Annotated in this window: 10 protein-coding genes; 6 read left to right on the top strand and 4 right to left on the bottom strand. The window is 52.8% G+C overall.

The features are described 5' to 3' along the window. Nucleotides 1–4 precede the first annotated feature (4 nt). The 3 genes from ACLIBF_RS14345 (at nt 5) to ACLIBF_RS14335 (ending at nt 4,204) form a co-directional block, all read left to right on the top strand. On the top strand, nt 5–1,348 hold the full coding sequence (locus ACLIBF_RS14345; RefSeq protein ID WP_031376649.1) for a replication-associated recombination protein A: 1,344 nt from the start codon (nt 5–7) through the stop codon (nt 1,346–1,348). Nucleotides 1,349–1,441: 93 nt separating this feature from the next. Then, nucleotides 1,442–2,734 carry a serine--tRNA ligase gene (serS, locus tag ACLIBF_RS14340; protein ID WP_031376648.1) on the top strand — a complete coding sequence of 431 codons (1,293 nt, stop codon included), beginning with the start codon at nt 1,442–1,444 and terminating at the stop codon, nt 2,732–2,734. A gap of 318 nt (nt 2,735–3,052) precedes the next feature. Continuing rightward, complete coding sequence (locus tag ACLIBF_RS14335; protein WP_031376647.1) at nt 3,053–4,204, top strand: MFS transporter; 1,152 nt, start codon at nt 3,053–3,055, stop codon at nt 4,202–4,204. Between the two features lie 55 nt (nt 4,205–4,259). Here ACLIBF_RS14335 and pflA read toward each other — a convergent pair whose 3' ends face one another. The 4 genes from pflA to ycaO form a co-directional block, all read right to left on the bottom strand. Continuing rightward, a complete protein-coding gene (gene pflA, locus ACLIBF_RS14330) occupies nt 4,260–5,000 on the bottom strand; it encodes a pyruvate formate lyase 1-activating protein (protein WP_031376646.1) in 741 nt (246 codons plus the stop codon). A gap of 166 nt (nt 5,001–5,166) precedes the next feature. Continuing rightward, on the bottom strand, nt 5,167–7,449 hold the full coding sequence (gene pflB, locus ACLIBF_RS14325; RefSeq protein WP_031376645.1) for a formate C-acetyltransferase: 2,283 nt from the start codon (nt 7,447–7,449) through the stop codon (nt 5,167–5,169). 71 nt (nt 7,450–7,520) lie between these two features. Beyond that, a complete protein-coding gene (gene focA, locus ACLIBF_RS14320; RefSeq protein ID WP_279809371.1) occupies nt 7,521–8,381 on the bottom strand; it encodes a formate transporter FocA in 861 nt (286 codons plus the stop codon). A 369-nt stretch (nt 8,382–8,750) separates the two neighbouring features. Then, the gene (ycaO, locus tag ACLIBF_RS14315) at nt 8,751–10,514 is read right to left on the bottom strand and encodes a 30S ribosomal protein S12 methylthiotransferase accessory factor YcaO (RefSeq protein WP_031376643.1); all 1,764 of its coding nucleotides are present in this window, start codon (nt 10,512–10,514) and stop codon (nt 8,751–8,753) included. A gap of 313 nt (nt 10,515–10,827) precedes the next feature. Here ycaO and serC point away from each other — a divergent pair, with 313 nt between their 5' ends. The 3 genes from serC to cmk all read left to right on the top strand — a co-directional run bounded on the left by serC (nt 10,828) and on the right by cmk (nt 14,165). Next, nucleotides 10,828–11,913, top strand: coding sequence for a 3-phosphoserine/phosphohydroxythreonine transaminase (gene serC, locus ACLIBF_RS14310; RefSeq protein WP_031376642.1), 1,086 nt, complete (start codon nt 10,828–10,830; stop codon nt 11,911–11,913). Nucleotides 11,914–11,995: 82 nt separating this feature from the next. Further along, entirely contained in the window at nt 11,996–13,282 is a 1,287-nt protein-coding gene (gene aroA, locus ACLIBF_RS14305; protein WP_069728102.1) for a 3-phosphoshikimate 1-carboxyvinyltransferase, read from the top strand. A gap of 196 nt (nt 13,283–13,478) precedes the next feature. Further along, nucleotides 13,479–14,165, top strand: coding sequence for a (d)CMP kinase (gene cmk / locus ACLIBF_RS14300; protein WP_031376640.1), 687 nt, complete (start codon nt 13,479–13,481; stop codon nt 14,163–14,165). Nucleotides 14,166–14,208 lie beyond the last annotated feature (43 nt).

Below are 14,208 nucleotides of genomic sequence, written 5' to 3'. Positions count from 1 at the left end.
CACAGTGAGTAACCTGTCCCTGGATTTTTCCACTGAAAATTTCAAACCTCTGGCCGCGCGTATGCGGCCAGAAACGTTGAAACAGTACATTGGTCAGCAGCATCTGCTGGGTGTCGGAAAGCCATTGCCGCGCGCCATTGAAGCAGGCCATCTGCACTCAATGATTCTGTGGGGGCCACCCGGGACCGGCAAGACCACGCTGGCTGAAATTATCGCGCACTATGGCAACGCCGATGTGGAGCGTATTTCTGCGGTAACCTCCGGCGTTAAAGAGATTCGTGAAGCCATTGAGCGCGCCCGTCAGAGCAAACAGGTCGGGCGACGTACCATTCTGTTCGTCGATGAAGTTCATCGCTTCAACAAAAGCCAGCAGGATGCGTTTTTACCGCACATCGAAGATGGCACCATCACCTTTATCGGTGCCACGACTGAGAACCCCTCGTTTGAGCTGAACTCGGCGTTGCTGTCGCGCGCCAGAGTCTATCTGCTGAAATCGCTGACCCACGACGATATCGAACAGGTGCTGGATCAGGCGATGCAGGATAAAGTGCGTGGCTACGGCGACAGCGACATTGTGCTGCCAGAGAATACCCGCCGGATGATCGCTGAACTGGTCAATGGCGATGCCCGACGGGCGCTGAATACGCTGGAGATGATGGCCGACATGGCCGAAACCAACGCGTCGGGCCAGCGTGAACTGACACCGCAACTGCTGAATGAAGTCTCGGGCGAACGATCGGCACGTTTCGATAACAAAGGCGACCGCTTTTACGATCTGATCTCGGCGCTGCATAAATCGGTACGCGGCTCTGCGCCGGATGCTGCGCTTTACTGGTACGCACGCATTATCACCGCGGGCGGCGACCCGTTGTACGTGGCACGGCGTCTGCTGGCGATTGCTTCTGAAGATGTCGGCAATGCCGATCCGCGCGGCATGCAGGTGGCGATTGCGGCCTGGGACTGTTTTACCCGCGTTGGCCCGGCGGAAGGGGAGCGTGCCATTGCCCAGGCAATCGTCTATCTGGCCTGCGCACCGAAAAGCAACGCAGTCTATACCGCCTTTAAAGCGGCAATGCGCGATGCACGTGACCACCCTGATTATGACGTGCCGGAACATCTGCGTAATGCCCCGACCAGGCTGATGAAAGAGATGGGCTTAGGCAAAGAGTACCGTTATGCCCATGACGAGGCGAACGCCTACGCGGCTGGCGAAGTCTACTTTCCGCCTGAAATGGCGCAGGCGCGTTATTATGTCCCTACTCAGCGCGGGCTCGAAGGTAAGATTGGCGAAAAGCTAAGCTGGCTGGCTGAGCAGGATCAAAATAGCCCGACAAAACGCTACCGCTGAAACAGACGTTACGGTAATGTGGTCAAGGTTTTCAACGCATTCCGCTGGAATGCGTCCCTTCTTTCAATTAACTTTTAAATACACAGGATAAGCATGCTCGATCCCAATCTGCTGCGTAACGAGCCAGACGCAGTCGCAGAAAAACTGGCACGCCGGGGATTTAAACTGGATGTGGAAACGCTGCGTACGCTTGAAGAGCGTCGTAAAGTCTTGCAGGTCGAAACAGAAAACCTGCAGGCGGAGCGCAATGCCCGATCCAAATCCATCGGCCAGGCCAAAGCCCGTGGGGAAGACATCGAGCCACTGCGTCAGGAAGTGAATGCGCTGGGCGAACGCCTGGATGCCGCTAAAGCAGAACTGGATGAACTGCAGAATCAAATTCGTGACTTTGCGCTGGCGCTGCCAAATATTCCGGCAGATGAAGTGCCACTGGGTAAAGATGACAGCGAAAACCAGGAAGTCAGCCGCTGGGGCGAACCGCGCCAGTTCGACTTCGAGGTAAAAGATCACGTTGAGCTGGGTGAAGCGGCGAAAGGGCTTGATTTTGCAGCCGCCGTGAAGCTGACCGGTTCACGCTTTGTGGTGATGCAGGGCCAGATCGCGCGTCTGCATCGCGCCCTGAGTCAGTTCATGATCGACCTGCACACTGAGCAGCACGGTTATCTCGAAACCTACGTGCCTTACCTGGTCAACCATGAAACGCTGTACGGTACCGGTCAGTTGCCGAAGTTCGGTGAAGATCTGTTCCATACCCGTCCGCTGGAAGAGGAATCAGACAGCAGCCACTATGCGCTGATCCCAACGGCGGAAGTCCCGTTGACCAACCTGGCGCGTGACGAGATTCTTGAAGAGGAGAGCCTGCCGGTTAAGCTGACTGCGCATACTCCATGCTTCCGTTCTGAAGCCGGTTCTTATGGCCGTGACACTCGCGGCCTGATCCGTATGCATCAGTTCGATAAAGTCGAGATGGTGCAGATCGTAACGCCGGAACAGTCAATGGATGCGCTGGAAGAGCTGGTCGGCCACGCCGAGAAAGTTCTGCAGCTGCTGGACCTGCCTTATCGTAAGGTTTTACTCTGTACCGGCGATATGGGCTTTGGATCGACTAAAACCTACGATCTGGAAGTCTGGTTACCGGCTCAAAATACCTATCGTGAGATCTCCTCATGCTCCAACATGGGCGATTTCCAGGCGCGCCGTATGCAAGCGCGCTGCCGCAGCAAGCAGGATAAGAAACCGCGTCTGGTTCATACCCTGAATGGCTCAGGTCTGGCAGTGGGTCGTACGCTGGTGGCGGTGCTGGAAAACTATCAGCAGCAGGATGGCCGCATCGTGGTGCCTGAGGTTTTACGTCCGTACATGAACGGCGTTGAGATTATCGGCTAAGCCCGCACTGAATAGCAGACCCGGCTTCGGCCGGGTTTTTTTATGTCTGTTATCTCTGCGCAGGGTTAGTTCGTCTTAGGAACTTATCACAAATAAACGTTATCGATATCAGAGCAGCTGAACGGCTTAAAAATCCTGTTTTTCATAGAGATAGCATTTGTGGTTCTGCCGCTTAGTCTGTTTGTAACCCACTGATGATTAGTAAATTAAATTGTGATACAGCAAAATGTGCTGCAACAAATTTGTCCCCATTGACTTTAAAAAAGCCAATGGCAAACTGCGCGCAATTTCCTTCATTCGCTTTGGTTCCTGCCCCCTATGTCAACCTGGTCACGTCCCGTGATATTGCTGCTTTGCGGCTTGCTGTTAATGACCGTCTCAATCGCCGTACTTAATACGCTGGTTCCGCTGTGGCTGACCCATGACTTACTGACCACATGGCAAGTGGGTATCGTCAGTTCATCCTATTACACCGGCAATCTTGCTGGCACAGTGCTGGCTGGCTGGTTAATCAGACAGTACGGATTCAACCGCAGCTACTATCTCGCCACCGGCCTGTTTGCCGTGGCGACGATCTGCCTGGCGATGATGGAAGGCTTCTGGGCGTGGAGTTCGCTGCGATTTATCGCTGGCGTCGGCTGTGCGCTGATGTGGGTGGTAGTGGAGAGCGCGTTGCTGTGCAGCGGCACGGTGCGCAATCGCGGCCAGCTACTGGCTGCCTATATGATTGTCTACTATCTCGGCACCGTGGCCGGACAACTGCTGGTCAGTAAGCTGTCGACAGAATTGTTAAGTGTGATCCCGTGGGTAACCAGCCTGGTGTTTTGTGCGGTATTGCCGCTGGTCTTCACCCGTGTTTCTGCCAGCAGTGAACCGGCTGAAGCGGCCCCAGGACGCATCTGGCCAATGCTGCGTCGTCGCAGTTCGCGCTTGGGCATCAACGGCTGCATCATCTCAGGCATCGTTCTGGGTTCGCTTTACGGCCTGATGCCGCTCTACCTGTCGCATCAGGGTATGAGCGATGCCAACGTCGGTTACTGGATGGCATTGCTGGTGAGCGCAGGTATCGTCGGTCAGTGGCCGATTGGCCGGCTGGCTGACCGCTTTGGCCGCATGCTGGTATTACGGGTCCAGGTGTTTGTAGTGATTCTGGGCGCGATGGCCATGTTGACTAACGCCGCGATGGCGCCGGCACTGTTCGTGCTGGGGCTGGCGGGTTTTACACTCTATCCGGTGGCGATGTCATGGGCCTGTGAAACGGTAGCGCACCATGAACTGGTGGCGATGAATCAGGCGCTGTTGATGAGCTACACCGTTGGCAGTCTGGTGGGGCCGGGAATGACCTCAATGCTGATGCAAAATTACTCTGACCGGCTGCTGTTTGTGATGATTGCAGCAGTGGCACTGATCTATCTGGTGATGCTGCTGCGTAAAGCGAATCATCATGCCACGCCGGTGGCGCATGCCTGAGGGCAGGGTATGAAAAAGGGAGCCACGGGCTCCCTTTTTATTGTTATCTGGCTAATCAGTACATCACTTCGTGGCCATAGCTGGCGAGAATATTTTTAACTCGCTCCATCGTCTCTTTGGTTGGCGGTTTGACTCCATCCAGCTTGTATTCTTCACCCATCGCAATCCATTTATGCTTGCCCAGTTCGTGGTAGGGCAACAGCTCAATCTTTTCAACGTTTTCCATATCGCGGGTGAATTCACCCAGCCGGTGCACGCTATCGTCGTCGTCAGAATAGCCAGGCACGACCACAAATCGAATCCAGGTCCGTTTACCTTTTTTCTGTAGATAGCGGGCAAATTCCAGCGTGCGGTGATTCGATACGCCAACCAGAATCTGGTGAATTTCATCATTCATCTGTTTGAGATCGAGCATTACTAAATCGGTCACCTCAAGCAACTCATCGATAACCGGATCGTAGCGGCGGACAAAGCCGTTGGTATCAAGACAGGTGTGAATGCCTTCAGCTTTACAGGCGCGGAACCAGTCGCGCACGAATTCAGCCTGAAGAATTGCCTCACCGCCCGACGCCGTGACGCCGCCGCCTGAGGCGTTCATAAAATGACGATAAGAGAGTACATCCGCCATCAACGCCTCGACGCTGATCTCTTTCCCGCCGTGGGTGTCCCAGGTGTCACGGTTGTGACAGTAGAGACAGCGCATCAGGCAGCCCTGGAAGAAGGTAATGAAACGGATACCGGGACCATCGACGGTTCCGCAGGATTCGAATGAGTGGATACGACCGTTGACTGACATTGCGATGTTTTCTCCAGTGAGTCTGCCGAGACAGACGGCGCAATCTCTGTTGCGCTCAGGGCAGGAAATCGATTCTGATCGTGACCGTAGATGAGATCACCATCAGAACAGACTTTTGAATAAAAGGCTCCCTGCGGAGCCTTTTATATTCAGTACAGCGCGGTGTTTACAGTGACTGCGTAAACGTACGGGTAATCACGTCCTGCTGCTGTTCTTTAGTCAGGGAGTTGAAGCGTACAGCGTAACCGGAAACACGGATGGTCAGCTGTGGATACTTCTCTGGATGCTCCATGGCGTCCAGCAGCATTTCACGGTTCATCACGTTGACGTTAAGATGCTGACCGCCTTCGATGCTGGCTTCATGATGGAAGTAACCATCCATCAGACCGGCAAGGTTGGCTTTACGCACGTTATCATCTTTACCCAGCGCGTTTGGTACAATCGAGAAGGTATAAGAGATACCATCTTTGGCGTAGGCAAACGGCAGTTTAGCGACGGAGGTTAGTGACGCTACCGCACCTTTCTGATCGCGGCCGTGCATTGGGTTCGCACCTGGACCGAATGGCGCGCCAGCACGACGTCCATCTGGGGTGTTACCGGTTTTCTTACCGTAAACCACGTTAGAAGTAATGGTCAGGACAGACTGTGTCGGTACGGCATGGCGGTAAGTGTTGAGCTGCTGAATTTTCTTCATAAAGCGCTCAACCAGATCGCAGGCCAGGTCATCGACGCGCGGGTCGTTGTTACCAAACTGCGGATATTCGCCTTCAATATCAAAGTCGATTGCCAGGCCATCTTCATCACGTACTGGTTTCACTTTGGCATATTTAATGGCTGACAGTGAATCCGCTGCCACTGACAGACCGGCAATACCACAGGCCATAGTGCGATAAACATCACGGTCATGCAGCGCCATCAGTGCGGCTTCGTAGCTGTACTTATCATGCATGTAATGGATGATGTTCAGCGACGTCACATACTGTTTAGCCAGCCAGTCCATGAAGTGGTCCATACGCGCCATAACGGTGTCGAAATCCAGCACGTCATCGGTAATTTTGTCTTCTTTCGGTCCAACCTGCATTTTCATTTTTTCATCAACGCCGCCGTTGATTGCGTACAGCAGGGTTTTCGCCAGGTTGGCACGCGCACCGAAGAACTGCATTTGTTTGCCGACGATCATCGGACTGACGCAGCAGGCGATGGCGTAGTCATCATTATCGAAGTCAGGACGCATCAGGTCATCATTTTCATACTGCAATGATGAGGTATCGATGGAGACTTTAGCTGCATATTTTTTGAAATTAATAGGCAGTTTTTCAGACCACAGAATGGTCATGTTCGGCTCTGGTGAAGGACCCATGGTGTAAAGGGTATTCAGGAAGCGGAAGGTGCTTTTCGATACCAGTGTACGGCCATCAACGCCCATACCGGCCAGTGATTCGGTTGCCCAGATTGGATCACCAGAGAACAGTTCGTCATATTCCGGCGTGCGCAGGAAACGGACCATACGCAGTTTCATTACCAGATGGTCAATCAGCTCCTGTGCCTGTTCTTCGGTCAGTTTACCGGCTTTCAGGTCACGTTCGATGTAGATATCCAGGAAGGTAGAGACACGACCAAACGACATCGCGGCGCCATTCTGCGATTTAACTGCGGCCAGATAGCCGTAGTAAGTCCACTGTACCGCTTCCATAGCGTTGGTTGCCGGACCTGAGATGTCATGGCCATATTTGGCTGCCATCTCTTTAATCTGGCCCAGGGCACGATGCTGATCAGAAATCTCTTCACGCAGACGGATAGTGGCTTCAAGATTAACGCCATTTTCCAGGTCGCTCTGTAAAGAAGCGAACTGTGCGAATTTGTCCGCCATCAGATAGTCGATACCGTATAAAGCGACACGACGGTAGTCACCAATGATGCGGCCACGGCCGTAAGCATCAGGCAGACCGGTCAGGATACCTGATTTACGGCAGCGCAGAATATCCGGGGTATAAACGTCGAAGACACCCTGGTTATGCGTTTTACGGTATTCAGTGAAGATTTTTTTCAGCGATGGGTCGAGTTCGCGGCCATAAACTTTGCATGAGCCTTCGACCATTTTGATGCCGCCATAAGGAATGATGGCGCGTTTTAATGGGGCTTCGGTCTGCAGACCAACGATTTTTTCCAGCGGCTTAATGATGTAGCCCGCGTCATGCGAGGTAATGGTTGACGCCAGGTCAGTATCGAAATCTACCGGTGCGTGGGTGCGGTTCTCAATTTTAATGCCTTCAAGTACGCTTTCCCATAATTTGGTGGTCGCTTCGGTCGGACCCGCCAGGAAAGACTCATCACCTTCATACGGAGTGTAGTTTTTCTGGATGAAGTCGCGCACATTGACGCTATTCTGCCATTCACCTTCAGCAAATCCTTCCCAGGCTGAAGCCAGTTTTGCATTAAGTTCGGTCATAATATACCTGCCTTATATGAGGAGACTTTACGGTCGGGCGCAGTGAACATATTGCGCCGTCAAAAATGCGTTTAATGTGACTGGTCACCGTTACGGAGATAGATGATCCAGTAGGTCAACCCGACCAGTACACCGCCGCCGATAATATTGCCGAGGGTGACGGGAATCAGGTTGTCAAAAATAAAGTTGCTGACTGTGAGCGACTGGAACTGTGCAGCGGTAGCGCCGGTAGCCTGCCAGAACTCAGGGCTTGCGAAGTCGCGAATCACAATGGCAAAAGGGATGAGAAACATATTGGCAATGCTGTGCTCAAAGCCACTGGCGACAAACATCCCCACAGGAAAAATCATCACTACCAGCTTATCGGTGAGAGTCCGGCCTGAATAACTCATCCAGACGGCCAGGCAGACCAGCAAATTCGCCAGGATACCCAGACACATCGCTTCAATAAATGTGTGATGCATTTTGTGGTCAGCGGTTTGCAGGACGTTTAGTCCCCAGGCACCATTCGCCACCATGTACTCGCCGGCAAACCACATCAGTCCGACGAAGAAGAGCGCGCCTGCCAGGTTACCGAGATAGACGTTTATCCAGTTGCGGGCCAGTTGAGACCAGCTGATGCGCCCGCTGGCTTTGGCCACCACAATCAAAACGGTAGAGGTAAAGAGGTCGGCGCCACACACCACCACCAGCATTAAACCCAGTGAGAAACAGATGCCACCGATCAGTTTGGCGATGCCATATGGCATTGCGGCGGTACCGGTGGTTGCTGTGATATAAAAAACAAAGGCAATGGAGATAAATACGCCGGCGTTTATCGCCAGAAAGAAGGTGGTAAAAGGATGTTTAGTTGCTTTGTATATACCTGCATCTTCAGCAACTTTCGCCATCTCGGCCGGTAGTAACAGATTAAAAGGGTTGTCAGCTTTCACACTAACTTACTCCATAAGTTGTCTGAAAAAATACTAACAAAGGAGTATAGGTCAGTAATTGATTTGGATCATGTTTGCCGGAGCGACAGACGATATGAGCCAGCTAAAAGGGATTTATTTTAAATAACCGATTGAATAATAAAAAATAAATAAATTTTAAAAATACAAATTTATTTTAATGTGAAAGGGCTGCGCTGCTTCAACGCGCGGCACATGTTATTCATTGTGGTTTGATATGTTAAATATTATGAAGTGTTCTGGCAGAAAATAATTTTAATGCAGCTAATGTTTCATGAAAAAATAACGCCCTGCTGTCAGGCCGGCCTGATAGCAGGGCGTTGGCGTCATTTACCGTTCATTCGCGGAGAATTACGCGCTTTGCCAGTAACGACGTTTGGCCGCTTGCAGTTTTTCATAGGCCGCAAGCAGTGACTGATGAGCCGGGAATGCTTTCAGTTCCTCATCAACAGCCTGAAGCCCGTAGAACGGACTCTCACCACTGATGGCTGCTGAAGCGGCTTCCATCGCCTCTGGGCCATACATACGTACAAATGCATGATGATATTGCAGGGGATCACGCTCATCTTCCATTGCCAGTAACAGCAAGGTTTGCAGGCAACGATAGTAGTTAGCACGCTCAGGGGTAAAGATTGAGCTGTTGAACTCCATCGTCCATTCGGTCCAGATCAGCGCCTGCTCAAGATCGCCGCCCGCCATCGCCAGCATCGCTTTTAATTCGCCAATGCGCAGCGTGTACCAGCCATTGTCTTTACCGGTTGCCAGGCCCAGCAGTTCGCGCACGCGGGTGAAGTCATCAAAGCCTTCATCATCAAGCTGACCAATCAGATCCAGATACTCTTCAGGATTCCAGTTACTGTCAGGCAGGGCCAGTAAGGTTTCACGCATACCGGCGCCCATGCTGTTATTCGCCAGCAGCAGATCTTCCGCCGGATAGATGTCCGACATGCCAGGCACGATAATGCGGCAGGCGTACACGCCCAGATGCTCGTAATCAGCAATATAAACTTCCTGATCTTCAGCGGCGAAGATCGCCATCAGCGTGGCAAATTCCTGCTCAGTGGTGCCGGCAAACGACCAGTCGACAAACGGATAGTCCGCGGTCTCTTTGAACAGATCCCAGGAGATCAGACCGCTCGAGTCAATAAAGTGCGTTTCGAGATTGGCGTGTTCCGCCACTTCCTCATCATCAAAGGTCGGCGGCGTGAACACGTCCAGGTCTTTGAGGCTGCGGCCCTGTAATAATTCGGTAACAGTACGCTCAAGCGCCACACCAAAATCAGGATGAGCACCGAACGAGGCGAAACAGGTGCCGTTTGCCGGATTGAACAGCACGACGCAGATAACCGGGTATTTGCCGCCCAGCGAGGCATCATAAGCAAAGATTGGGAATCCTTCTGCTTCCAGTCGCGCAATCGCTTCAACCACATCGGGATAACGCTGCATGACGGCATCCGGGATCGCCGGCAGGCTAATCGCTTCGGCAATGATGCGGTTTTTAATGTAGCGCTCAAATACTTCTGACAGCCCCTGAACCCGCGCTTCATTGGCGGTGTTACCGGCTGACATACCATTAGAAACGTAGAGGTTGCCGATAATGTTCATCGGAATATAGACGGTTTGCTGATCTGACTGGCGGGTGAAAGGCAGCGCGCAGATGCCGCGTTCGACATTGCCGGACTGCAGATCAATCAACTCTGCTGCCGTCAGCGCATTATCCGGGTCATAAAAAGCCCGCAGACGCGGATCAAGAATGCCCTCTGGCAGTGATTCATCAGCCGGCAGTGCAAACCATTTTTCATTGGGATAGTGAACGAAGTCGCCGTTAGCGATACTTTTCCCTAACCAGAAATCGGCGAAGAAATAGTTGGTTGAGAGACGTTCAAAATATTCACCCAGCGCGGAGGCCAGTGCCGCTTTTTTGCTGGCGCCTTTGCCGTTAGTGAAGCAGAGCGGGCAATCGCGGTCACGAATATGCACAGACCAGACATGGGGAACAGGATTCAGCCACGATGCTTCTTCAATATTAAAGCCAAGGTCCTGAAGTTTATTCTGGAAACGGGTAATGGAGTCTTCCAGCGCGGCATCTTTGCCCGGGATAAATGTTTGCGTCATAGTGCCGCTCTCTCAGTTGTCATAGGGTGCGTAAAGCGCGCAATGATACGGATTTTGCTGACGATCCGCTATCAAGGCGGGATAATTTTACCGGCTTAGTTTTCACCTTCTCGCCAGTCAGGCCAAACGGTAAACCGCCAGGCTGGACGAAGCCTCACAAAATTTCGTGCTGGTTTGCATTGGTAACATAACCTCCGGCGCGACAGATTCAGAAAATGTGACCGCTACCCGATTTATGATTGCAGCCGCCAGGATGCAGTGATAAAACCGGTAAGTTATTCATAACCGTTCGATATGACAGTGGTGAGGGGAAATGACGCAAGTTTATAATTTTAGCTCCGGCCCAGCGATGCTGCCGGTTGAAGTGCTCCGTCGTGCAGAACAAGAGCTGACAAACTGGCGTGGCCTGGGAACCTCCGTAATGGAGATCAGTCACCGCAGCAAAGAGTTTATTCAGGTTGCTGAAGAGGCGGAGCAGGACTTCCGTGATCTGCTAAAAATACCGGCTAATTACAAAGTATTATTCTGTCACGGTGGGGCACGTGCGCAGTTTGCTGCCGTGCCTGGCAACCTGCTCGGCACTGCTTCCAGTGCAGACTATGCCGACGGCGGATACTGGGCGCACAGCGCCATCAAAGAAGCGCAAAAATATTGCTCCCCGCGCACCCTGGATGTCAAAACCACACGCGACGGTAAACGCGCGATTCTGCCGATGCGGGAATGGGACGTAAGTGATGCATCCGCCTATCTGCATTTCTGCCCGAATGAAACTATCGACGGTATTGCGATCGACGAGCAGCCTGACTTTGGCAGCAAAACGGTGGTCGCAGATTTCTCCTCTACCATTCTGTCCCGCCCGATTGATGTCAGCCGCTATGGCGTGATCTATGCCGGTGCGCAGAAAAACGTCGGGCCTGCAGGCTTAACGCTGGTGATTGTGCGCGAAGATCTGTTAGGTCAGGCGCAGGCGTCAGTGCCGTCAATCCTCGATTATAAAGTGTTGGCCGACAACGATTCGATGTTTAACACCCCGCCAACGTTCGCCTGGTACCTTTCGGGACTGGTATTCAAATGGCTGAAAGAGAAGGGCGGTGTGGCAGAAATCGACCGGATCAATCAGGCCAAAGCTGACCTGCTGTACGGCGTGATTGATCACAGCGGCTTCTACCGCAACGATGTGGCGACTGACAACCGTTCACGCATGAATATCCCTTTCCAGCTGGCCGACGCGTCGCTGGATGCATTATTCCTTGAAGAGTCTTTCAAGGCGGGACTGCATGCGCTGAAAGGACATCGGGTAGTCGGGGGCATGCGTGCTTCTATCTATAATGCCATGCCGCTGGAAGGCGTTAAGGCGCTGACCGACTTTATGGTTGATTTTGAACGCCGTCACGGCTGATTAATGACATATCAGCATTGATGCTGATGCCAGACCTCGTCAGATGGCGAGGTCTTCGTATTTTTTGAGGATTTCGTTTCACATGCAGGACTCCCTGACTCTCCAACCCATCGCCCGCGTTCATGGCACGGTAAATCTGCCCGGTTCTAAGAGCGTATCAAACCGTGCATTACTGCTGGCTGCCCTCGCTAAAGGTACTACCCGTCTGACTAACTTACTCGACAGCGATGATGTTAAGCACATGCTCAATGCGCTTAGCGCACTGGGTGTAAGCTATACGCTCTCCAGCGATCGCCGGGTATGTGAGGTCACGGGGAATGCCGGCCCTCTGCAATCATCACAGCCTTTGTCGCTTTTCCTGGGCAATGCCGGCACCGCGATGCGTCCACTGGCCGCGGCGCTCTGCCTGGGACAGCAGGATATCGAACTGACCGGCGAGCCGCGGATGAAAGAACGTCCAATCGGCCATCTGGTTGATGCATTACGTCAGGGCGGCGCCAGCATCGAGTATCTGGAGAATCAGGATTATCCGCCGCTGCGCTTACGCGGCGGATTTACCGGCGGAGACGTCAGCGTGGATGGCAGCGTCTCCAGCCAGTTCCTGACGGCATTATTGATGACTGCGCCGCTAGCTGAGCAGGATACCCGCATCACCATCAAAGGTGAGTTGGTTTCCAAACCCTACATCGACATTACGCTACACCTGATGCGTTGCTTTGGTGTTGAGGTTGAAAACCAGAACTATCAGCACTTTCTGATTAAAGGACAGCAGCAGTATCAGTCGCCAGGCGATTATCTGGTTGAAGGCGATGCCTCTTCCGCATCCTATTTCCTCGCTGCGGCTGCGATTAAAGGTGGCACGGTGCGGGTCACCGGCATTGGCCGCCAGAGCGTGCAGGGCGATATCCGTTTTGCGGACGTACTGGAAAAGATGGGCGCGAAGATTGAGTGGGGCGATGACTATATTGCCTGCACTGCCGGCACGTTACGCGCCATTGATATGGACATGAACCATATCCCGGATGCGGCGATGACCATTGCCACCACGGCACTGTTTGCCGAAGGCACGACCCAGTTGCGTAACATTTATAACTGGCGGGTGAAAGAGACCGATCGGCTGAGTGCTATGGCTACCGAGCTGCGTAAAGTGGGTGCGGAAGTGGAAGAGGGCCACGATTATATTCGTATTACGCCGCCGGCTACCCTTATTCATGCGGATATTGGCACCTATAACGATCACCGCATGGCGATGTGTTTTTCATTAGTCGCGCTCTCCGATACGCCGGTCACCATTCTCGATCCGGGCTGTACGGCAAAAACCTTCCCTGACTATTTCGACCAGCTGGCTAAGATCAGCCAGCCAGCCTGATAGCCTCTCTCCGGTGCGAAATCGCACCGGAAATCCTCATATTATCTGGCCGTATCGCGGCAGAAATCCTCTGATTTACCTGGAATTATTAACACCGTCAGTGCGAAAGGGTAACCAAGGTGGGTTGGGCAGCGTATAATGCTAGTCATTACCGATGGCCGACAGGCCGAAGAGCGCGCAGCAACAGGAGGGAATAATGACAGTAACTGCCCCGGTCATAACTATCGATGGGCCAAGTGGTGCGGGAAAAGGGACCCTGTGCAAAGCGATGGCGGAAGCGTTGCAGTGGCATCTGCTGGATTCCGGTGCGATTTACCGCGTACTGGCATTAGCGGCGTTGCATCATCAGGTCGATATCGAATCTGAAGAAGCGCTGGTGCCGATTGCGGCACATCTGGATGTGCGCTTTGTGTCACAAAATGGCGAAATGCAGGTCATCCTCGAAGGTGAAGATGTTACCGGTGAAATTCGGACTCAGGAGGTCAGCAACACCGCCTCCCGCGTGGCGGCTTTCCCGCGTGTCCGTGAAGCGTTACTGCGCCGTCAGCGCGGTTTTCGCGAAGCGCCAGGCTTAATTGCCGACGGTCGCGATATGGGCACAGTGGTTTTTCCGGATGCGCCGGTCAAAATTTTTCTTGATGCCAGCGCGGAAGAGCGCGCCCAGCGCCGTATGCTACAGTTGCAGGATAATGGCTTTAATGTTAACTTTGATCGCCTTTTAGCCGAGATAAAAGAACGTGATGACCGCGATCGCAATCGCGCAATTGCGCCTTTAGTACCCGCTGACGATGCCCTGATGCTGGATTCTACAAAAATGTCCATCGATCAAGTCATTGAAAAAGCGCTACACTATGCCCGTGAAAAGCTGGGCATTACGGCTTAACTGAATTTTATCACCCTGTACCACGGACCCGGTGCTGGGCATG

The organism is Pantoea sp. PGP6, from assembly GCF_053474785.1.
Note: the sequence above shows the minus strand (reverse complement) of the source record. Positions and strands in the feature narration are given on the sequence as shown.

What these genes read in the sequence shown, in the direction of transcription:
- serS (WP_031376648.1), top strand. Translation starts at nt 1,442, where the DNA reads ATGCTCGATCCCAATCTGCTGCGTAACGAGCCAGACGCAGTCGCAGAA.
- ACLIBF_RS14335 (WP_031376647.1), top strand. Translation starts at nt 3,053, where the DNA reads ATGTCAACCTGGTCACGTCCCGTGATATTGCTGCTTTGCGGCTTGCTG.
- pflA (WP_031376646.1), bottom strand. Translation starts at nt 5,000, where the DNA reads ATGTCAGTCAACGGTCGTATCCACTCATTCGAATCCTGCGGAACCGTC.
- pflB (WP_031376645.1), bottom strand. Translation starts at nt 7,449, where the DNA reads ATGACCGAACTTAATGCAAAACTGGCTTCAGCCTGGGAAGGATTTGCT.
- ycaO (WP_031376643.1), bottom strand. Translation starts at nt 10,514, where the DNA reads ATGACGCAAACATTTATCCCGGGCAAAGATGCCGCGCTGGAAGACTCC.
- serC (WP_031376642.1), top strand. Translation starts at nt 10,828, where the DNA reads ATGACGCAAGTTTATAATTTTAGCTCCGGCCCAGCGATGCTGCCGGTT.
- aroA (WP_069728102.1), top strand. Translation starts at nt 11,996, where the DNA reads ATGCAGGACTCCCTGACTCTCCAACCCATCGCCCGCGTTCATGGCACG.
- cmk (WP_031376640.1), top strand. Translation starts at nt 13,479, where the DNA reads ATGACAGTAACTGCCCCGGTCATAACTATCGATGGGCCAAGTGGTGCG.